We start from the raw sequence: 19437 nt of genomic DNA, 5'->3' as shown, positions 1-19437 counted from the left end.
ATGCAACTCAGGCGAGACGCAGGCTATGCGTATAGCTCTCGCCGGTCAGCGGCTGAAATCCCATGGCCTGCCAGAAACGGCGGGCGTCATCGCTGCCGGCATGGACGGTCACGACCGGGGTGAAGGCGCGGGCATGTTCGAGCAGCCGCTCGGCAAGACGCCGGCCTATCCCCTTGCCCCGATATGGCTGCGACACATAAAAGCGGCGCATCCGCAGCCAGTCGGCCCGCGTCGGTTCGACCGTCATCCCGCCGACCCCGATCATCCGCCCCCGATCATGGGCACCGAGCAGGCTTTCGCCGCGCCGTTCGAACCGGTTGGTCCCGGCCGACCATTCCTCGGCAATCCGCAGGATATGATTATAACCTTCCTGCCTCGCAGCCTCGGCCAGCAGTCCGATGTCGCTGGCAAGCCGGTTGCCGAAGGGAGCAATCACAATACCCAGGCCTTCCAGAACCAGATCTTCAGTGCCTAACGCTTCGGAACCGATATCTCCGGGGCTCATGTCTTTCACGCCGCCGACGCCGTCTGCGGTTTCTCGGCGGGCTTGAACACCGCATCGCCATCGGCGGCAAGCTCGAACACGGTGTGCTGCTCAAGGGCCTTGGTCACCTCCGTCATGTCGCCTTCCAGCGCCGACGGCGGGATCATCTGCCCGACCGTGAAATCGAAATGGTCGCCCTTCTTGTTCAGAAGCTCGTAGAACACCGTCATGTCCCGCAATTCCGTCGACCACTTGGCGAACCAGTAGAACAGGCCGGAATTGCGCGCCCGCATGTGGATCGGCAGGATCGGCAGGTTGTATTTGCGGGCGAGGCTGACGGCCGACGTTTTCCATGGCCGCTCGTTCAGCCTGCCGTCCGCCCAATAGGCGATCCGTCCCGACGGGAACAGCACCATGACCTTGCCGTCTGCAATGGTCTTGTTGGTCAGGACCAGCGTCTCACGGGCCTTGAGCTTGGTCTTGTGCTCCTCCCGCCACTCGACGGGGATGATCATCTCGGCAAAACGCGGATTGACGCGCACCGCATCGCGGTTGGCGAACACCATCATGTCGGGCCGGCGCGATTTCAGGAGGTCGAAGACGGCAACCCCGTCGGCAATCCCGGTCGGATGATTGGCGACCAGAATGAACCCGCCCTTTTCGGGAATGCGCTCGGCATTGGCGACCGTCACGTCGAGCTTCAGGAGGTTGCTCATGTACTCGAAGCACTGGAAACCATTGAGCGTCGAGATGTCGTTGGCGAACCTGATCGCCCGGCCATAGCGCAGGAGCGTGTAGAGAAACGGCCGCATCACCGGCCAGAGTGGGTTCTGGACGATCCTCTGGCCGCGTTCGGCAATCAATGTGTCGACGATGTGGCCGGGTTTGCCTTGTGAGACGAGAGCGATTGTTTCCGCGAGATGTCCAAAAGTGGTCGTAGAATCACGGCGCGCCATAGAAACTCCCGCAGACAGGACCTGTCGGATATCGCAGCCCCGTATGATCGAACGATGACAACGTCTGCCAAGACTAAGGCAGGTTTAGGGATTTCGTAACGCCGTCCAGAGCAATCTGGGGCGCAACCCCTCCAAATTCAACGGGTCAGATCTTGAACGAGCTGCTGATTATCGCCGCACCCGATGTCATCGAAAAGCGTCGCGAATGGCTGGAGAGCCTGGCAAGCGAACGCCGGCTCTCGGAGAACACGCTCGATGCCTACGAGCGCGATAGCCGCCAGTTTCTGACGTTTCTGACCACACATCTGGGCGGCCCCACCAGGATTGCCGATATCCACACCCTGCGCCCTGCCGACCTGCGCGCCTTCCTCGCCTCGCGCCGCCGCGAAGGCTCCGGCGCCCGCTCGCTCGGCCGGCATCTCGCCGGGCTCCGTTCATTTCTTCGTTATCTCGAACGCAAGGGCCTGGTGAACGCCGCAGCCGCCGGCGCCATCCGGGCGCCGAAGCAGCCGAAGTCCTTGCCGAAACCGCTGACGGACCGGCAGGCGCTCAATCTGGTCACGACAGGCGCGCAGTTGCAGGAAGAACCGTGGATCGCCGCCCGCGATGCCGCCGTGCTGACCCTTCTCTACGGCTGCGGCCTGCGCATCTCCGAAGCGCTCGGGCTGAAGCCCCACGACCTGACGCCGGGCGCGACGACGCTGCGGATCACCGGCAAGGGCGGCAAGACCCGTCTCGTGCCGCTGCTGCAGATCGTATTCGACGCCGTTGAAGCCTACAGGAAACTCTGCCCCTACCATCTGGAGGCGGAAAAACCGCTGTTCCGCGGCGCCCGCGGCGGCCCGCTGCAGCCGGCGATCGTCCAGCGAGAAATGCAGAAGCTCAGAAGCGCCTTCGGCCTGCCGGAGACGGCAACCCCGCATGCGCTGCGGCACTCCTTCGCCACCCACCTGCTCGCCGGTGGAGGCGACCTGCGCACCATCCAGGAACTGCTCGGCCATGCCAGCCTCTCGACCACCCAGGTCTATACCGGCGTCGATTCGTCCAGGCTGCTGGACGTCTACGACCGCGCCCATCCCCGCGCGTGAACCAAGTTTTAACCAGTTGCGTTAAACGCTTGTGCAGCCGCCACCGCTAACATGCCGGCGACCCTCGCAGACGGATGACATGATGACTCCCGCCCTTGCCTCTCCCACCGGCGCTTTCATGAAGCGCGCCCAAGGTTTCGTGCTGTGGCTGATCGCGGCGGCGCATGTCCTTGCACTTGCCTCCCTCCTTCTGGTCCTCGGCTCCTTGTCGCCGGCTCGGGCGGAAACGCCCGCCTGCGACGGCCGCAACCTGCTCGACGAGATGAAGGCCGCGAAATCGCCGGTCTACGATCAGATCGTCGCCGAAGGCAGAAAGGTGCCGAACGGCAAGGGCATCTTCTGGAAGATCGAGAAGGACGGGCTGACGCCCTCCTATCTGCTCGGCACGATGCACGTCTCCGATCCGCGGGTGCTGAAAATGCCGCTGGGCGCTGCCGAGGCGCGCTCGAAAGCAAAGACTATTATCATCGAATCCGACGAGGTGATCGACGAAAAGAGGGCCATGGCCAAGATGCTGGCCAAACCGGAACTGATGATGCTGACGGACGGCAGCACGATCGATTCGCTGTTGTCGAAGGACGACGTCGCGCTGCTCGAAACCGGCCTCAAGGCACGCGGGGTGCCGCTTTCGGCCGTCTCGCGGATGCGTCCATGGATGCTGATGGCGCTCGTCTCCGTGCCGGCCTGCGAGCTCGCCCGCAAGGCGCAGAACGTCGCCTTCCTCGACAGGAAGATCGCCGAACAGGCCACCGCCGAAGGCAAGCCGGTCAAGGGGCTGGAAACGCTCGAGGAACAGGCCGCGGCGCTGAACGCCATTCCGATCGATCTTCACTTGAAGTCGCTGATCGAGACCATCAAGCTCGGCAAGCGCGTCGACGACATTTTCGAGACGCTGACGGAAGTCTATCTTTCCGGCGAGATCGGCATCGCGATGCCGATGCTGAAGGCCGTGGCGCCCGACGGCACCGAGGACGAAGCCGGTTACGGCGACTTCGAGAACCTCGTGGTCAGCAAGCGCAACCACATCATGGCAGAGCGGGCAGCGCCCATCCTTGGACAGGGCGGTGCCTTCATGGCCGTCGGGGCGCTTCACCTGCCCGGCGAGGAAGGCCTTGTCGAACTCTTCCGCAAACAGGGCTTCAAGGTGACGGCGGTCAATTGACGCCGCTTGTCATCCGCTTCAGCACGTTCGTCTTCCAATAGAACTGGTGGACCAGGACGCCGCCGATATGGGCGGCGATCAATGCCCACATCAACAGTTTCAATGGGCCCGTATGCGCGAAGGCCGCGGTCTTGTTCCCGAAATACCAGGCGCCGATGCCGGCAAGAGGCATCAAGAAGAACAGCGCATAGAAGGCCCAGTGGCCAACCCTTGCCACCATCCGCAGGAACGGCGGCTCCTCCACCGGCTCCGGCGGCACGCCCTGGGCGAACCGCAGACAGAGCCGGATCACCGCGAGCACCAGCACGCTGATGCCGACATAGGCATGGATATTTGCCGCACTCACCTGCTCCGGCGTCAGCGCCTGCCCCCGGAACATCAGCCGCCCGGCAGTCTCCATGGCATCGGTGAAAAGCAGGTTGAAAAGAATGAGCGCTGCCATCAGCCAATGCGTGATACGTTGCGGCACCGAGAAGGATGAAACCATTTTCTTGACCTTTTTCAGAAGGTTAGAGTGATGGTATCCAGTCTATGCCTGTCTGGCGGACGCTCAAGCGAAACCGGCAAGCCTGTCCAAGATTTAATCCTGGAATTGACCAATCATAATTTCAGCTGACCGTAATTGCTATCCCGAAGGCCATTCGGCGCCATCGATGTTTTGGCCCCCGTAGAAAATCCGCAGAATGATGATGCTGCCATCTGCCAGACGATACGCCACGATGACCCGGCGCTCGAATACGATCGTCCTTACGCCTTCTGCCAGATCGTCCCGGCGCCGGCCGCGTTCCGACATCGTCGCCAGAGTGGCACTGAAAGCCCGGATGCGCCGGACAAAGGCGATCGCTCGCTCCGGGCTGTCATTGGCAATAAAATGGTAGATAGCCTCAAGGTCCGCATCCGCAAGCGGATGAAACAAAACCTCACGAACCATTCGGATTACTCTTCACCCGAGCTGCGTGCAGGCGCTCCAGTCGATCGAAAACTTCCTCCGCTGGTATAGCTGGCCGCGGATCTTCCAGCGCCTCCCGGATTTTCGCATCCGCCACCTGATCGAGAACATGCTCTTCCCGATCGAGCGCCCGCAGAGCCGCCCGCATAACCTCGCTGGTCGAGGCATAGGAACCCGCCTCGACGCGCGATCTGATCGCATCGACCATGTGAGACGGCAAACTGACACTGATCTTTTCGTTCATCGCAGTCACTGTGCTCCAACGAAAAAAGGGTAGGACAAAATCCTACCCTTTTCAATCTTCGCTTACGATCGTCCGATCACATATGGATCGGCTTGAAGAAGGTCCCGAGCGCCGCTTCCTTGACGGCTTCGGACATGGTCGGGTGCGCGTGGCAGGTCCGGCCGAGGTCTTCCGAGGAGCCGCCGAATTCCATCAGCACGGCGATCTCGTGGATCATTTCGCCGGCACCGAAGCCGACGATATGGCCGCCCAGAACCCGGTCGTTGTCCTTGTCGGCGAGGATCTTCACGAAACCGTCCGTCGCCAGCATCGCGCGGGCGCGGCCGTTGGCGGTGAACGGGAACTTGCCGACCTTGTAGGCGATACCCGCCGCCTTCAGCTCTTCCTCGGTCTTGCCGACGGAGGCCACTTCCGGCTGCGTGTAGACGACGCCCGGAATGACGTCGTAATTCACATGGCCATGCTGACCGGCGATGATTTCGGCCATCGCAACACCTTCATCTTCCGCCTTGTGGGCGAGCATCGGGCCACGCACCACGTCGCCGATCGCATAGATGCCTTCGACATTGGTCTTGAAGTGGCCGTCGATCTCGACGCGGCCGCGGTTGTCGAGCTTGACGCCCGCTTCCTCGAGGCCGAGGCCCGCCGTATACGGTTTGCGGCCGGTGGCGATCAGCACGACATCGGCTTCGAGCGTCTGGGCTTCGCCGCCCTTGACCGGTTCGTAGGTGACCTTGGCGCCCGAAGCCGTCTTTTCGACGCCGGTGACCTTGGCATCCGTGCGGATGTCCATACCCTGCTTGGCCATCATCCGCTGGAACTGCTTGGAGACTTCGCCGTCCATGCCGCCGAGCAGCTTGTCGAGATATTCGACGACGGTCACCTTGGCGCCGAGGCGCGACCAGACAGAGCCGAGTTCCATGCCGATGACGCCGCCGCCGACCACGATCAGGTGCGCCGGCACCTTTTCGAGCGCGATGCCGCCGGTGGACGAGATGATCACCTTTTCGTCGATCTCGACATTGACGCCCGGAATGCCGGCAACGTCGGAGCCGGTGGCGATGACGATGTTCTTGGCTTCAAGTTCCTGGACCTTGCCGTCGTCGCCGGTCACCGAGACCTTGCCGGCTGAGACGATCTTGCCGGTGCCGATGAAGCCGTCGATCTTGTTCTTCTTGAACAGGAAGGAGACGCCGTCGACATTCGACTTAACGGTCGCGTCCTTGTGGGCCATCATCTTTTCGAGGTTGAGCTTCGGAGCCGAGACCTCGACGCCGAGCGCATCCATGCCGTGGGCGGCGTGAGCGAACATTTCGGACGCATGCAGCAGCGCCTTGGAAGGGATGCAGCCGATGTTGAGGCAGGTCCCGCCATAGGTGGCGCGCTTTTCCACGACCGCGACCTTGAGGCCGAGCTGGGCGGCCTTCACCGCGCAGACGTAACCGCCGGGGCCGCTTCCGATGACGACGACATCATAAGCCATAGTTCTTTTTCCTTCTCTTCATCTCTTCGTTTCGTCGCAATTCCGAACGCAAAACCGCTGCGGATTTTTGCTGGAATTGCTTTAGCGCCCACCGCTCACATCGAGTATGGCGCCGGTTACATAGGAAGCCGCTGGCGACAGAAGATAGAGGACGGCATCCGCCACTTCTTCCGCCCTGCCCGGCCGTTGCATGGGTACACTGGGCGCCATGTCGCGCGCCCGGTCCGGCAGACCGCCGGACGCATGGATATCCGTGTCGATAATGCCCGGGCGGACCGCATTGACGCGCACGCCCTCGGTCGCGACTTCGCGCGCCAGGCCAATGGTCAGCGTGTCGATCGCCGCCTTCGAGGCTGCGTAATCGACATATTGGCCCGGGGAGCCGAGCTTCGCCGCCATCGAAGAGATATTGACGATCGCCCCGCCCCTGCCCCCGTGTTTCGTCGACATCCGGCGCACCGCCTCTCCGGCACACAGGATCGAACCGGTAACATTCACCCGCATCATCCGCTCGATGCGTTCGGCGCTCATCTCGTCGATGCGCTGCGGCATGTCGACGATCCCGGCATTGTTGACCAGCCCGTCCAGCCGCCCGAAATGCCGGTCGACCGCTTCGAACATCGAGACGATCTCGGCGGCATTGCCGACATCCGCCTGGATGGCAATCGCCTCGCCGCCGGCGGCCCTGATTTCGGCGACCACCTTGTCGGCAGCCTCTCGATTGGACGCATAGTTCACCGCAACCCGCCAGCCGCGGCTGGCGGCCATCAGCGAGACCGCTGCGCCGATGCCGCGGCTTCCGCCGGTCACCAGAAGAACAGGGGTTTCGCTCATGCCTTGCATTCCTTGAATTGGTAGAGGTCCCAGGGCACCCGGCTGAGACCGCTCTTTCCCCATAGCGCCGAATGGCGGATCGCCGGGCCGAAACCCGGCATCAGGATCGCGTCCGGCGCCGGAGTGTCCGCGGCACCCAATATGTCGATACGGCCGGTCGCGACATCAAGGGCATAGGGCACGCCGGTCCAGAGGGTGCAGGCCCGAAGCTCCGCGCCGGTCGCATCGCCCTGCGGGCAGTTGTTCGTCACCATGCCGCCCGGCCGTTCGGACTCGTCGTCATACATCACGTTGCCGTCGAGCTTCAGCTTGCCCCCGGTGATCGTGAACAGGTGGCTGACGACAGCCGCATTCGAACCGACCGGCTTGAACGAAAGCACCGTCCCGGCAGTTGCCTCGACGAACACGGCCTTCTCGATCGCGCAGCGTTCGGCGGCGGCAGCAAGGCCTGGCAGCAGGCAGAATATGGGAAACCATGCTTTGAAAGATGCGGTCATGGCGTCATCGGAACAGCGCGATGGTCATGATGAGAAGTCCGATCAGGCTGACCGTCCAGACGAGAGACCGGATATAGTAAACGCCGCCCATGTAGAGGGGGATATAGACGATCCGCGCGGCCAGCCAGATCCAGCCCCCGATCAATCCGAGGCGAAACGTATCGTCGCCGGCAAAGGCGACGCCCAGCAACAGGCCCACAAAAGCCGGATAGGTTTCCCGGAAATTCCCGGAGGCGCGTGCGGCGCGTCCCGCCATCTTGCCCTTGGGTTCCAGCCCCTCGTCACGCGGCCCGGCATTCCACTGCGAACCGAGTTCGCGGGTCGAAAGCACGCCCTGCATCAGGACGTGGAAGACCAGAAGGACAACGCTCAAGGCCAGCAGCGTCATGTATGGCGTTGCAGTGGCCCCGAGCGTTTCCATAGGTTCGTTCCCGTCTTAGAGATCGAGAACCAGGCGTTCCGGATCTTCGAGGCTTTCCTTGACGCGCACCAGGAAGGTCACGGCTTCCTTGCCGTCCACCATGCGGTGGTCGTAGGAGAGCGCCAGGTACATCATCGGGCGGATGACGATCTGGCCGCCGACGACGACCGGACGGTCCTGGATCTTGTGCATGCCGAGAATGCCGGACTGCGGGGCGTTGAGGATCGGCGAGGACATCAGCGAACCGTAGACGCCGCCGTTCGAGATGGTGAACGTGCCGCCCTGCATGTCGGCCATCGACAGCGCGCCGTCACGGGCGAGCTTGCCGAGGCGGCCGATATCCTTCTCGATTTCGGCGATCGACATCTGGTCGGCATTGCGCACGACCGGAACGACGAGGCCCTTGTCGGTGCCGACGGCGACGCCGACATGGCAGTAGTTCTTGTAGATGATGTCGGTACCGTCGATCTCGGCGTTGACGGCCGGCAGTTCCTTCAGCGCGTGGGTGACGGCCTTGGTGAAGAAGCCCATGAAGCCGAGCTTCACGCCGTGCTTCTTCTCGAACACGTCCTTGTAGCGGTTGCGCAGGTCCATGACCGCCTTCATGTCCACCTCGTTGTAGGTGGTCAGCATGGCGGCGGTGTTCTGCGCGTCCTTGAGGCGGCGGGCGATGGTCTGGCGCAGGCGCGTCATCTTCACGCGCTCTTCGCGCGACGCGTCGTCAGCCGAGGAAACCGGACGCGGTGCCGCCGGAGCGGCAGGGGCCGCAGCCGGAGCGGAGATGCCCTTGGCGACGGCGGCGATCACGTCGCCCTTCAGAACCTGGCCGCGCTTGCCCGAACCGTCGATATCGGCGGTGGAGATGTTGTTGTCGGCAGCGATCTTGGCGGCAGCCGGAGCAGCCGGCATCGAGGTGGCGGCGGCAGAAGCGCTGGCGGCAGCGGCGACCGGCGCCGGAGCGGCCGGTTCGGCAGCCTTGGCCGGTGCCGCTTCGGCGGGCTTTGCGGCCGGAGCGGCGGCGGCAGTACCGGCAGCACCTTCGGCGATCTGGCCGAGCAGGGCTCCGAGGCCGACGGTCTCACCGTTGGCGGCAACGATCTCGGTCAGGACGCCGGAAGCCGGAGACGGAACCTCGACGGTCACCTTGTCCGTTTCGAGCTCGAGGAGCGGCTCGTCGGCCTTGACCGTATCGCCGACCTTCTTGAACCAGGTGCCGACGGTCGCCTCGCTGACGGATTCTCCGAGGGTTGGGACGCGGATTTCAGTGGCCATTGTGTGAGTTCCTGAATGGTTGTTTTCGTTTAGACGGCGGCCGCGGCACCCGCCGCAGACGTCCGAAGAATGATGGATGGCATGGAAGACGTTTCGAAGCGGAAGCCGAGAGCTGCCTTGATCACCGGATCGTTGTCGCCGAGCGCCCGGGCGGCAGCGGCATCCGCCGCTTCCACCACCGCGATGCCAAAAGCCCCGCCTTCCGAGAAGACGGGACCGACGGCGATCGCGACGCCGCTCTCCGCAAGGCCCCGCCAGTAGACGGCGTGGGCCTGCATCGCCGTCATCTCGTCCGGCGTTGCGTCATGCGGAAAGCCCGGCCGAGGCGAAACGAGCTTCAGGTGAAAATAGGCCATCCGCCCTACCCCTCAGCCGCCCAGCGCGTCTTCGAGGAAGGCTTCGAGCTGTGCGAGATGCTTCGACATCTGGCCCGTTGCAGGCGAGGCCGCTGCCGGCCGGCCCGTGTAGCGGACGCGCTGATACTTGGCATCGATATGGGCCAGAACCCATTCCAGATACGGGTCGATGAACGACCATGCACCCATGTTCTTCGGCTCTTCCTGGCACCAGACCATTTCCGCGTTGCGGAAGCGGGACAGCTCGTTGATCAGGGCCTTGGCCGGGAACGGATAGAGCTGTTCGATGCGCAGCAGGTAGATGTCGTCGATGCCGCGCTTTTCGCGTTCTTCCAGAAGGTCGTAATAGACCTTGCCGGTGCAGAGCACGACGCGGCGGATCTTGGCATCCTTCTGCAGCTTGATGGGACCGTCCTTGATGACCTCCGCATCGTCCCAGAGCAGGCGATGGAAGGAGGACTCGCCGGCCAGTTCGGCCAGCGTCGAGGTCGCCCGCTTGTGGCGCAGCAGGGACTTCGGCGTCATCAGGATGAGCGGCTTGCGGAAGTCGCGCTTGGTCTGGCGGCGCAGGATGTGGAAGTAGTTCGCCGGCGTCGTGACGTTGGCGACCTGCATGTTGTCTTCGGCGCACATCTGCAGCCAGCGCTCCAGGCGAGCCGAAGAGTGTTCCGGACCCTGGCCTTCATAACCGTGCGGCAGCAGGCAGACGAGGCCGGACATGCGCAGCCACTTGCGTTCGCCCGACGAGATGAACTGGTCGAACACGACCTGCGCACCGTTGGCGAAATCGCCGAACTGGGCTTCCCACAGCGTCAGCGCGTTCGGGCGGGCCAGCGAATAACCGTATTCGAAGCCGAGAACCGCCTCTTCCGAAAGCATCGAGTTGATGACTTCGTAACGGGCCTGGGTCGGCGACAGGTTGGCGAGCGGGATGTAGCGCTCTTCGGTATCCTGATCGTAGAGGACCGAGTGACGCTGCGAGAAGGTGCCGCGTTCGCAATCCTGGCCCGACAGGCGGATCTTGGTACCCTCGACGGCGAGCGAGCCGAAAGCGAATGCTTCCGCCATCGCCCAGTCGATGCCTTCGCCGGTCTCGACCATCTGGGCACGGTTTTCCATGAACCGCTTGATGGTGCGGTGCGCGTTGAAGCCTTCCGGAATGGTCGACAGCTTGCGGCCGATCTCCCGCAGTTCCTTCATCGGCACGGCGGTCTTGCCGCGGCGCTGTTCGTCGGCATTGTCGGCCGAACGCAGGCCCGACCACTGGCCGTCCAGCCAGTCGGCCTTGTTCGGCTTGTAGCTCTGGCCGGCCTCGAATTCGGTTTCAAGATGCGCGCGCCAGTCGGCCTTCATCTTCTCGAATTCGCCGTCGGTGACCAGGCCTTCGGCGATCAGGCGGTCGGCATAGATCTGCGCGACCGTCTTGTGGGCGCGGATGACCTTGTACATCTTCGGCTGCGTGAACGCCGGCTCGTCGCCTTCGTTATGGCCAAAGCGGCGGTAGCAGAACATGTCGATGACGACAGGCTTGTGGAACTTCATCCGGTATTCGGTAGCGATCTTGGCGGCATAGGTGACCGCTTCCGGATCGTCGCCGTTGACGTGGAAGATCGGCGCCTCGATCATCTTGGCGACGTCGGACGGATAGGGCGACGAACGCGAGAAGGCCGGGTTGGTGGTAAAGCCGATCTGGTTGTTGACGATGACGTGCATCGTGCCGGCGACGCGGTGGCCGCGCAGACCGGAAAGGCCGAGGATTTCGGCAACCACGCCCTGGCCCGCAAACGCGGCATCGCCGTGCAGCAGGAGCGGCAGGACCTTGGAACGTTCCTTCAGCGGAATGATGTCGCCATCCCAGGCCTTGGCAAGCATGTCCTGCTTGGCGCGGGCCTTGCCCATGACCACCGGGTTGACGATTTCCAGATGCGACGGGTTCGCGGTCAGCGACAGGTGCACCTTGTTGCCGTCGAATTCGCGGTCGGAGGAAGCACCGAGATGGTACTTCACGTCGCCCGAACCTTCGACTTCGTCGGGCTTGAAGGAGCCGCCCTTGAACTCGTGGAAGATGGCGCGGTGCGGCTTGCCCATGACCTGAGAGAGCACGTTCAGGCGGCCGCGATGCGGCATGCCGAGAACGACTTCTTCAAGGCCTTCCTGGCCGCCGCGCTTGATGATCTGTTCGAGCGCCGGGATCAGCGATTCACCGCCGTCGAGGCCGAAGCGCTTGGTACCCTTGAAACGGACGTCGAGGAACTGCTCGTAACCTTCCGCCTCGACCAGCTTCTGAAGGATGGCCCTCTTGCCGTTGGCGGTGAATTCGACGCCCTTGCCGGGGCCCTCGATCCGCTCCTGGATCCAGGACTTCTCTTCCGGATTGGAGATATGCATGAACTCGACACCGAGCGTCGAGCAATAGGTGCGCTCCAGGATCTCGATCATCTCGCGGACGGTCGCATATTCGAGGCCGAGCACGTTGTCGATGAAGATCTTGCGGTCGTAATCGGCTTCCGTGAAGCCGTAGGCCGTCGGCGAAAGCTCGTTATAGTCTTCCACCGGAGCGGCAAGGCCGAGAGGGTCCAGCTTGGCATGCAGATGGCCGCGCATGCGATAGGCGCGGATCATCATGATGGCGCGAACCGAGTCCCGGGTCGCCTGCAGCACTTCTGCTTCGCTGACCGGCTTGCCGGTTGCGACGGCGGCGGCTTCCGCCTTCGCCTTGACCTTGGTTTCGATCGCCTTTTCGACGATCGGCCAGTTGCCGTCGAGCGCCGAGACCAGTTCGCCATTGGCCGCGATCGGCCAGTTCCTGCGCTGCCAGGAGGCTCCCTTGGCGGCCGCCTTCACATCATCCGGGTTGTCGGCGAGCGCCTTGAAGAAAGCCTGCCATTCCGGCGCGACGGATGTCGGGTCGTCTTCGTACCGGGCATGCAGCTGCTCGATATAGGCCGCGTTCTGTCCGTCGAGGAAAGAGGTGATGAGGAACTGCTCGTTGGCTTCTTGCCGTGCCATGGTTATCTGCGGGCGCCGCGCCCGCCTCCTGACGTAATCGGAACCGGAACACTTCCGGCCTCCGCATTTTCTTGGTCTTCGTCTTGATACCGAACCGCCCTTGGCGGTCACGCGTCTTCAGAAACTGGGAGACGCAAAACATGGACAGGCGAAGCAATATGGCGGTTCGCCTGTCCCAAGCTTGTCGGATCAATCGCCATCTATCTATCTAGGGGCGGCGAGTGTCCTTTATGTGGCGTCAGCCCTTGAGGACTTCAACCAAGGTCTTGCCGAGACGGGCCGGAGACGGCGAAACCTTGATGCCTGCCGATTCCATCGCGGCGATCTTCGATTCCGCATCGCCCTTGCCGCCGGAGACCACGGCACCGGCGTGACCCATGGTGCGGCCCTTCGGCGCGGTACGGCCGGCGATGAAGCCTGCCATCGGCTTCTTGCGGCCCTTCTTGGCTTCGTCCTTCAGGAACTGTGCCGCGTCTTCTTCCGCCGAGCCGCCGATTTCGCCGATCATGATGATCGAGGTCGTGGCGTCGTCCGCGAGGAACATTTCCAAGACGTCGATGAACTCGGTGCCCTTGACCGGGTCGCCGCCGATACCGACAGCGGTCGTCTGGCCGAGGCCCTCGTTCGAGGTCTGGAACACGGCTTCATAGGTCAGCGTGCCCGAGCGGGACACGATGCCGACCGAACCCTTGCGGAAGATCGAGCCCGGCATGATGCCGATCTTGCATTCTTCCGGCGTCAGGATGCCCGGGCAGTTGGGGCCGAGCAGGCGCGAATTGGAGCGGTCGAGGCGAGCCTTGACGCGGACCATGTCCATGACCGGGATGCCTTCGGTGATGCAGGTGATGAACGGGACTTCGGCTTCGATCGCCTCGATGATCGCGTCCGCGGCACCTGCCGGCGGAACGTAGATCACGGTCGCGTCGGCGCCGGTGCGCTCCCTGGCTTCGGCAACCGAGGTGAAGATCGGCAGCGACGTACCGTCGACGCCGGACGACCACGATTCGCCGCCCTTCTTGGGATGAACGCCACCCACCATCTTGGTGCCGTAGTAGGCGAGCGCCTGCTCCGTATGGAAGGTGCCGGTCTTGCCGGTCAGGCCCTGGACGATGACCTTGGTGTCTTTATTGACGAGAATAGACATTGGTTCCGGTCCTTCCAGGTTAGGCTTGGATCGCCGCGACGATCTTCTTCGCCGCGTCGTCAAGGTCGTCAGCCGCCGTGATAGCGAGACCAGATTCGTTCAGGATCTTCTTGCCGAGTTCGACATTGGTGCCTTCGAGGCGCACGACGAGCGGAACCTTCAGGCCCACTTCCTGCACCGCCGCGACAACGCCTTCGGCGATGACGTCGCAACGCATGATGCCGCCGAAGATGTTGACGAGGATGCCCTCGACCTTCGGGTCCGCGGTGATGATCTTGAAGGCCGCAGCCACCTTCTCCTTGCCGGCGCCGCCGCCGACGTCGCAGAAGTTCGCCGGCTCCTTGCCGTAGAGCTTGATGATGTCCATCGTCGCCATCGCGAGACCGGCACCATTGACCATGCAGCCGATATTGCCGTCGAGAGCCACGTAGGCGAGATCCCACTTGGAGGCCTCGATTTCCTTGGCGTCCTCTTCGGTCTCGTCGCGCAGCGCCTTGACGTCGTCGTGACGGAAGAGCGCATTGCCGTCGAACGACATCTTGGCATCGAGGACGCGCAGATGGCCGTTCTTCATGACGATCAGCGGGTTGATCTCGAGAAGGGCCATGTCCTTCTCATTGAAGGCCTTGTAGAGCAGCGGGAAGAGCGACTTGGCATCTTCGCCGGCAGCACCGTCGAGTTCCAGGGCCTTGGAGATCGCGGCGATATCGGCAGCCGTGACGCCGGCTTCCGGATCGATGGCGATCGTATGGATCTTCTCAGGGGTATCATGGGCAACGGCTTCGATGTCCATGCCGCCTTCGGTCGAAACGACGAACGCGACGCGGCCGACGGAGCGGTCGACGAGCAGCGAGCAGTAAAGCTCGCGGGCGATGTCGGCGCCGTCTTCGATATAGAGGCGGTTGACCTGCTTGCCTGCTTCACCGGTCTGAGCGGTCACCAGCGTGTTGCCGAGCATTTCCTTGGCATGCGCCTTGGCTTCCTCGATCGAGAAGGCCAGGCGAACGCCGCCCTTGGCGTCGGGGCCGAGTTCCTTGAACTTGCCCTTGCCGCGGCCGCCCGCATGGATCTGGCTCTTGACGACATAGAGCGGGCCGGGAAGCGACTTCGCAGCAGCTTCGGCTTCTTCAGCCTTCAGGATGGCTACGCCTTCCGCAACCGGCGCACCATAGCCCTTCAGCAGAGCCTTGGCCTGATATTCATGAATGTTCATGGGTTTATCCCTGTTTCGATGACTTCGGCGCGCTGGTTACTTGAGAGCCGGTGCGATATTGATGCAGGCTTCGCAAAGACCGGCGACGGCGCCGACCGACTTCTGGAAGGCGGCCTCTTCGTCCTTGTTGAACTCGACTTCGATGATGCGCTCGACGCCGCCGGCGCCGATGATCGTCGGAACGCCGACATACATGTCCTTGACGCCGTACTGGCCGGAGAGATGGGCAGCAGCCGGCAGAACCCGCTTCTTGTCCTTGAGGAAGGATTCGGCCATTTCGATCGCCGAGGCGGCCGGAGCGTAATAGGCGGAACCGGTCTTCAGCAGGCCGACGATTTCGGCGCCGCCGTCACGGGTGCGCTGGATGATTTCTTCGAGACGTTCCTTGGTGACCCAGCCCATCTTGACGAGGTCGGTGAGCGGAACGCCGCCGACGGTCGAGTAACGGGCGAGCGGCACCATCGTGTCGCCATGACCGCCGAGAACGAAAGCGGTGACGTCCTGGACGGACACATTGAATTCTTCCGAGAGGAACAGGCGGAAGCGGGCCGAGTCGAGCACGCCGGCCATGCCGACGACCATGTTCTTCGGCAGGCCCGAGAACTTCTGGAGAGCCCAGACCATCGCGTCGAGCGGGTTGGTGATGCAGATCACGAAGGCGTTCGGGGCATACTTCTTGATGCCGGCGCCGACCTGTTCCATGACCTTGAGGTTGATGCCGAGCAGGTCGTCGCGGCTCATGCCCGGCTTGCGGGCGACGCCGGCGGTGACGATGCAGACGTCTGCGCCTTCGATGGCAGCGTAATCGCTGGCGCCGGAGAGCTTGGCGTTGAAGCCCTCGACCGGGCCGGACTGGGCGATATCAAGGCCCTTGCCCTGCGGAATGCCGTCGGCGATGTCGAAGAGGACGATGTCGCCCAGTTCCTTCAGGCTGGCGAGATGCGCCAGCGTGCCACCAATCATGCCAGAACCAATAAGTGCGATCTTCTTGCGCGCCATCGAAAAGCTTCCTTTCGAGATCCGAATCCATGGCAGACTACGGCTCGCCTACCCATGTGCCAGACCGCATAGCGCCATCCGCTCAAAATGGCAATCGATTATTTTTGGCTCAAGTTTTTCAATCGGTTAGATGATCAAATTCTTACGTAAACGTAAGAATTTCTGTCACCAAACCGTTAAAAATCAACGTCGCTTTTCCTGATGCAGCGCGAGATAGTCGGGGCTGCGCATCTCGAAAAGACGCGAAACCGTGCGGTCGAACTCGAAACCTTCCGTGCCTTTTCGCTCGAGCAGGATGTCCTCCGGCGCCGTGGCAGCGGAGACGTAGAGCCGCACCGTGTGGTCGTAGAGTGCATCGACAAGATTGATGAGACGCTTGGTTTCGTTGCGCTTTTCCGGGCCGAGCTGCGGAACGTGCTCGACGAAGATGGCATCGAAGCGGTCGGCGAGCGCCAGATAGTCCGAGGCCCCGAGCGGCTTGCCGCAGATGTCCTTGAAATCGAAACGCGCCGCGCGCCCTGCGGCCGAGGGCACATGAATGCTGCGGCCCTTCATCGGGATCTCGGCAGGCGCCGCCTTCTTGCCGTCGGTTACCTGATGCCAGGCGGATTCCATCGCCGCATCGGCGCGGGCATCGAGCGGCGTCACATAGACCGGCAGGCTCGCAAGCTTCTGCATGCGATAATCGTTGGGCGAGTCGAGGGTAACCACGTCCACATAACGGTTGAGCAGCGCGATGAACGGCAGGAACAGCCCGCGGTTCAGTCCGTCCCTGTAGAGATCCTCCGGCGCAACGTTCGAGGTGGCGACAAGAACGCAGCCGAGCGAAAACAGCTCCGTGAACAGCCGCGCCAAAATCATCGCGTCGGTGATGTCGGTGACCGAAAACTCGTCGAAGCAGAGAAGCTCCGCCTCGGCAAACAACGCGGCGGCGACAGGCGGCACGGGATCCGCCTGCTTGGTTTCGCCACGCTTCAGCTTCTGGCGGTGTTCGTGGATGCGGTTGTGCACGTCCGCCATGAATTCATGGAAATGCGCCCGGCGTTTTTTCTCGCTCGGCGCCTTCTTGAAGAACATGTCCATCAGCATGGTCTTGCCGCGACCGACGCTGCCATGCACGTAGAGACCGCGGATTTCGCGCGGCCGGCCGCTGCCCTTGGCGAAGAGCCAGCCGAGCGCGCTCTTCTTCTTGGCGGGCTTGGTCTCGCGAAGGCAGATCAGAAGATGGTCGAGCTTGGCGGCGACCGCGAGCTGCGCCGTGTCGGCGATCAAAGCGCCCGACACGGCAAGAACCTTCAGCTCCTCACCGACGCTCGTCGTGTATTCGGGGATGGGTTCCAACCGGACGCCCTCGAGACTGTGGGGGACCGCTTAGCGGCTGAGGCTGACCTGCTGGCCGGAATTCATCGTGCCGTCGAAGCGGTTCTCGGCGCTCTTGTAGACGCGGCCGATCACGTCGCCGGCGCGGTTCTTGAACTGCACCATCTTGCCGGACACTTCCCAGGAGCCCATGGCGGTGAGCTCGCCGGCACAGCCGCGGGTACCGCCGCGCGAGCCGCCGCCGAGATTGGTGAGCGTCAGGAACATGTCGCAGGACGAGCCGCCATTGGACACACGCCAGTTGCCGACCATGGCTTCCTTCTTGACATCGAGCGCGCTCGCAGGCGGCGCGGCCGAATTGGCCGATGCCATGGCGGGATTTGCGCCGGGCGCGCTCGGAAACTGGGAAGCACCTGCGGTACCGGGAGGCGGCGGCAGCTGGCCGCCCTGAACGGACGGCACGGGCTGTGCCTGGAGCGGCGCGGGCTGGGAAGGCTGGGAGGGCAGATCGCTGTAAGGGCTATAGGAAGTCCGCTGGCAACCGGCCAGCACCACGGCAAGAACAAGTCCCGTCGCCACATATCTGAACTGCATCATCACACTCCTGCTTTCAGCCGGTACCCGCCACCGATGCCACTGAATTGAGACCGAATTATCGTAAACCGCTTTGGTTAATCAAGTCGTACTGGAACATTTTGGCGGGCTCGATCGAGAAGATGGCAATGCGCTCGATCCCCGCCAGGACAGGGATCGACTGTCGAAAATGCCTCAGACGCGACGCTCGACCATCATCTTCTTGATTTCGGCGATCGCCTTGGCCGGGTTCAGGCCCTTCGGGCAGGTCTGGGCGCAGTTCATGATCGTGTGGCAGCGATAGAGCCGGAACGGATCCTCGAGATTGTCGAGGCGTTCGCCCTTGGCTTCGTCTCTGGAATCGATCAGCCAGCGATAGGCCTGCAGCAGCACGGCCGGACCGAGATAGCGGTCGCCGTTCCACCAGTAGCTCGGACAGGAGGTCGAGCAGCAGGCGCAGAGGATGCATTCGTAGAGGCCGTCGAGCTTCTGGCGGTCCTCGTGGCTCTGCTTCCATTCCTTGGCCGGCTGCGGCGATACCGTCTTCAGCCACGGCTCGATCGAACGGTGCTGGGCGTAGAAATTGGTGAGGTCGGGAATGAGATCCTTGACGACCGGCATATGCGGCAGCGGATAGACCTTTACCGTGCCCTTGATATCGTCCATGCCCTTGGTGCAGGCGAGCGTGTTGGTGCCGTCGATATTCATGGCGCAGGAGCCGCAGATGCCTTCGCGGCAGGAGCGGCGCAGCGTCAGCGTCGGATCGATCTTGTTCTTGATGTAGAGCAGACCGTCGAGCACCATCGGGCCGCAATCGTCGACGTCGATATAGAAGGTATCGATGCTCGGATTTTTGCCGTCATCCGGGTTCCAGCGGTATATGCGGAACTCACGGACATTCTTGGCGCCTGCCGGCTTCGGCCAGACCTTGCCTTCGGTCATCTGAGAGTTCTTGGGGAGAGCGAGTTCAACCATGCGACCTATCCGTTCTTTCCTTGCGCCGATCCTTGCGAATGACCAGCTTCAGCGCCGACCATATATTGTCGACCGCGGCCACCTTGACATCCACCAGATCGAGATCGAGAGCCGCCGTACGCACGACATCCTCGGTCACGTCCGTCCTAACCTTCGAAGCCTTCTTCGGCCAGGAGACCCAGATCATGCCATCCGGCCTGATTCGGTCCTGAAGACCGGAAAGCTCGTTTTCAATCTCCGCCTTCATGATCGTGAAGGCGTGGATCGCATCATAAGCCTTGCCTGCCGCACGCATCGCTTCCCAGGAGGAAAACCGGTCGCAGGCGGCGAATTCAACCAGGGCTTCCAGCTCTTCCAGACTGTCCGGCAGCGCAACGAACGCTGCCGTCATCCCAGGCTTGAAACCCAGCTTCTTGACGAGCGGCGTTCCGGAATATCCCGCACCCGCCGCCGCCATG

At 62.6% G+C, this 19437-nt stretch carries 21 protein-coding genes; 2 read left to right on the top strand and 19 right to left on the bottom strand.

Annotated elements, in window-relative coordinates; genetic code table 11:
• Nucleotides 1-7: 7 nt before the first annotated feature.
• Nucleotides 8-505 carry a GNAT family N-acetyltransferase gene (locus tag J2X76_RS23220; RefSeq protein ID WP_310219692.1) on the bottom strand — a complete coding sequence of 166 codons (498 nt, stop codon included), beginning with the start codon at nucleotides 503-505 and terminating at the stop codon, nucleotides 8-10.
• A gap of 5 nt (nucleotides 506-510) precedes the next feature.
• Complete coding sequence (locus J2X76_RS23215) at nucleotides 511-1440, bottom strand: GNAT family N-acetyltransferase (protein ID WP_113285721.1); 930 nt, start codon at nucleotides 1438-1440, stop codon at nucleotides 511-513.
• A 152-nt stretch (nucleotides 1441-1592) separates the two neighbouring features.
• On the opposite strand from J2X76_RS23215, the gene J2X76_RS23210 reads away from it, so the two are divergent.
• Nucleotides 1593-2528 carry a tyrosine recombinase XerC gene (locus tag J2X76_RS23210; RefSeq protein WP_310219689.1) on the top strand — a complete coding sequence of 312 codons (936 nt, stop codon included), beginning with the start codon at nucleotides 1593-1595 and terminating at the stop codon, nucleotides 2526-2528.
• Between the two features lie 82 nt (nucleotides 2529-2610).
• A complete protein-coding gene (locus tag J2X76_RS23205) occupies nucleotides 2611-3690 on the top strand; it encodes a TraB/GumN family protein (RefSeq protein WP_113285763.1) in 1080 nt (359 codons plus the stop codon).
• Here the strand turns inward: J2X76_RS23205 and J2X76_RS23200 are convergent.
• The 17 genes from J2X76_RS23200 to J2X76_RS23120 all read right to left on the bottom strand — a co-directional run bounded on the left by J2X76_RS23200 (nucleotide 3683) and on the right by J2X76_RS23120 (nucleotide 19436).
• Nucleotides 3683-4177 carry a cytochrome b/b6 domain-containing protein gene (locus J2X76_RS23200; protein ID WP_310219687.1) on the bottom strand — a complete coding sequence of 165 codons (495 nt, stop codon included), beginning with the start codon at nucleotides 4175-4177 and terminating at the stop codon, nucleotides 3683-3685. The two genes, J2X76_RS23205 and J2X76_RS23200, sit on opposite strands and share 8 nt — an antisense overlap.
• A gap of 138 nt (nucleotides 4178-4315) precedes the next feature.
• Entirely contained in the window at nucleotides 4316-4621 is a 306-nt protein-coding gene (locus tag J2X76_RS23195) for a type II toxin-antitoxin system RelE/ParE family toxin (protein ID WP_310219686.1), read from the bottom strand.
• Nucleotides 4611-4883, bottom strand: a complete 273-nt coding sequence (locus J2X76_RS23190) for a type II toxin-antitoxin system ParD family antitoxin (protein ID WP_310219685.1) — start codon at nucleotides 4881-4883, stop codon at nucleotides 4611-4613. The genes J2X76_RS23195 and J2X76_RS23190 overlap by 11 nt, the downstream gene beginning before the upstream one ends.
• A 76-nt stretch (nucleotides 4884-4959) precedes the next feature.
• Nucleotides 4960-6366, bottom strand: a complete 1407-nt coding sequence (gene lpdA / locus J2X76_RS23185; RefSeq protein WP_310219684.1) for a dihydrolipoyl dehydrogenase — start codon at nucleotides 6364-6366, stop codon at nucleotides 4960-4962.
• 81 nt (nucleotides 6367-6447) lie between these two features.
• Nucleotides 6448-7200, bottom strand: coding sequence for an SDR family oxidoreductase (locus tag J2X76_RS23180; RefSeq protein WP_310219681.1), 753 nt, complete (start codon nucleotides 7198-7200; stop codon nucleotides 6448-6450).
• Complete coding sequence (locus J2X76_RS23175; RefSeq protein ID WP_113128578.1) at nucleotides 7197-7697, bottom strand: hypothetical protein; 501 nt, start codon at nucleotides 7695-7697, stop codon at nucleotides 7197-7199. Before J2X76_RS23175 ends, J2X76_RS23180 begins: the two co-directional genes overlap by 4 nt.
• A 4-nt stretch (nucleotides 7698-7701) precedes the next feature.
• Nucleotides 7702-8118, bottom strand: coding sequence for an MAPEG family protein (locus tag J2X76_RS23170; protein ID WP_310219679.1), 417 nt, complete (start codon nucleotides 8116-8118; stop codon nucleotides 7702-7704).
• Between the two features lie 15 nt (nucleotides 8119-8133).
• Nucleotides 8134-9390: a 2-oxoglutarate dehydrogenase complex dihydrolipoyllysine-residue succinyltransferase gene (gene odhB, locus J2X76_RS23165; RefSeq protein WP_310219677.1), complete on the bottom strand. Its 1257-nt coding sequence runs from the start codon at nucleotides 9388-9390 to the stop codon at nucleotides 8134-8136.
• Nucleotides 9391-9419: 29 nt separating this feature from the next.
• A complete protein-coding gene (locus J2X76_RS23160) occupies nucleotides 9420-9746 on the bottom strand; it encodes a YciI family protein (protein ID WP_310219675.1) in 327 nt (108 codons plus the stop codon).
• Nucleotides 9747-9758: 12 nt separating this feature from the next.
• The gene (locus J2X76_RS23155; RefSeq protein WP_310219674.1) at nucleotides 9759-12755 is read right to left on the bottom strand and encodes a 2-oxoglutarate dehydrogenase E1 component; all 2997 of its coding nucleotides are present in this window, start codon (nucleotides 12753-12755) and stop codon (nucleotides 9759-9761) included.
• A gap of 238 nt (nucleotides 12756-12993) precedes the next feature.
• The gene (sucD, locus tag J2X76_RS23150; RefSeq protein WP_310219672.1) at nucleotides 12994-13899 is read right to left on the bottom strand and encodes a succinate--CoA ligase subunit alpha; all 906 of its coding nucleotides are present in this window, start codon (nucleotides 13897-13899) and stop codon (nucleotides 12994-12996) included.
• Nucleotides 13900-13918: 19 nt separating this feature from the next.
• Nucleotides 13919-15112: an ADP-forming succinate--CoA ligase subunit beta gene (sucC, locus tag J2X76_RS23145; RefSeq protein WP_310219670.1), complete on the bottom strand. Its 1194-nt coding sequence runs from the start codon at nucleotides 15110-15112 to the stop codon at nucleotides 13919-13921.
• 36 nt (nucleotides 15113-15148) lie between these two features.
• Nucleotides 15149-16111: a malate dehydrogenase gene (gene mdh / locus J2X76_RS23140; protein WP_113128585.1), complete on the bottom strand. Its 963-nt coding sequence runs from the start codon at nucleotides 16109-16111 to the stop codon at nucleotides 15149-15151.
• A 183-nt stretch (nucleotides 16112-16294) separates the two neighbouring features.
• The gene (zapE, locus tag J2X76_RS23135; RefSeq protein ID WP_310219669.1) at nucleotides 16295-17452 is read right to left on the bottom strand and encodes a cell division protein ZapE; all 1158 of its coding nucleotides are present in this window, start codon (nucleotides 17450-17452) and stop codon (nucleotides 16295-16297) included.
• A gap of 30 nt (nucleotides 17453-17482) precedes the next feature.
• Complete coding sequence (locus tag J2X76_RS23130) at nucleotides 17483-18025, bottom strand: AprI/Inh family metalloprotease inhibitor (RefSeq protein WP_113128608.1); 543 nt, start codon at nucleotides 18023-18025, stop codon at nucleotides 17483-17485.
• A gap of 174 nt (nucleotides 18026-18199) precedes the next feature.
• A complete protein-coding gene (locus J2X76_RS23125; protein WP_113128587.1) occupies nucleotides 18200-18979 on the bottom strand; it encodes a succinate dehydrogenase iron-sulfur subunit in 780 nt (259 codons plus the stop codon).
• Nucleotides 18972-19436, bottom strand: coding sequence for a DUF3052 domain-containing protein (locus J2X76_RS23120; protein WP_113128588.1), 465 nt, complete (start codon nucleotides 19434-19436; stop codon nucleotides 18972-18974). The genes J2X76_RS23125 and J2X76_RS23120 overlap by 8 nt, the downstream gene beginning before the upstream one ends.
• Between the last annotated feature and the right edge of the window lies 1 nt (nucleotide 19437).

This window comes from Neorhizobium sp. 2083 (genome assembly GCF_031455615.1).
Classification (GTDB): Bacteria; Pseudomonadota; Alphaproteobacteria; order Rhizobiales; family Rhizobiaceae; genus Neorhizobium.
Note: the sequence above shows the minus strand (reverse complement) of the source record. Positions and strands in the feature narration are given on the sequence as shown.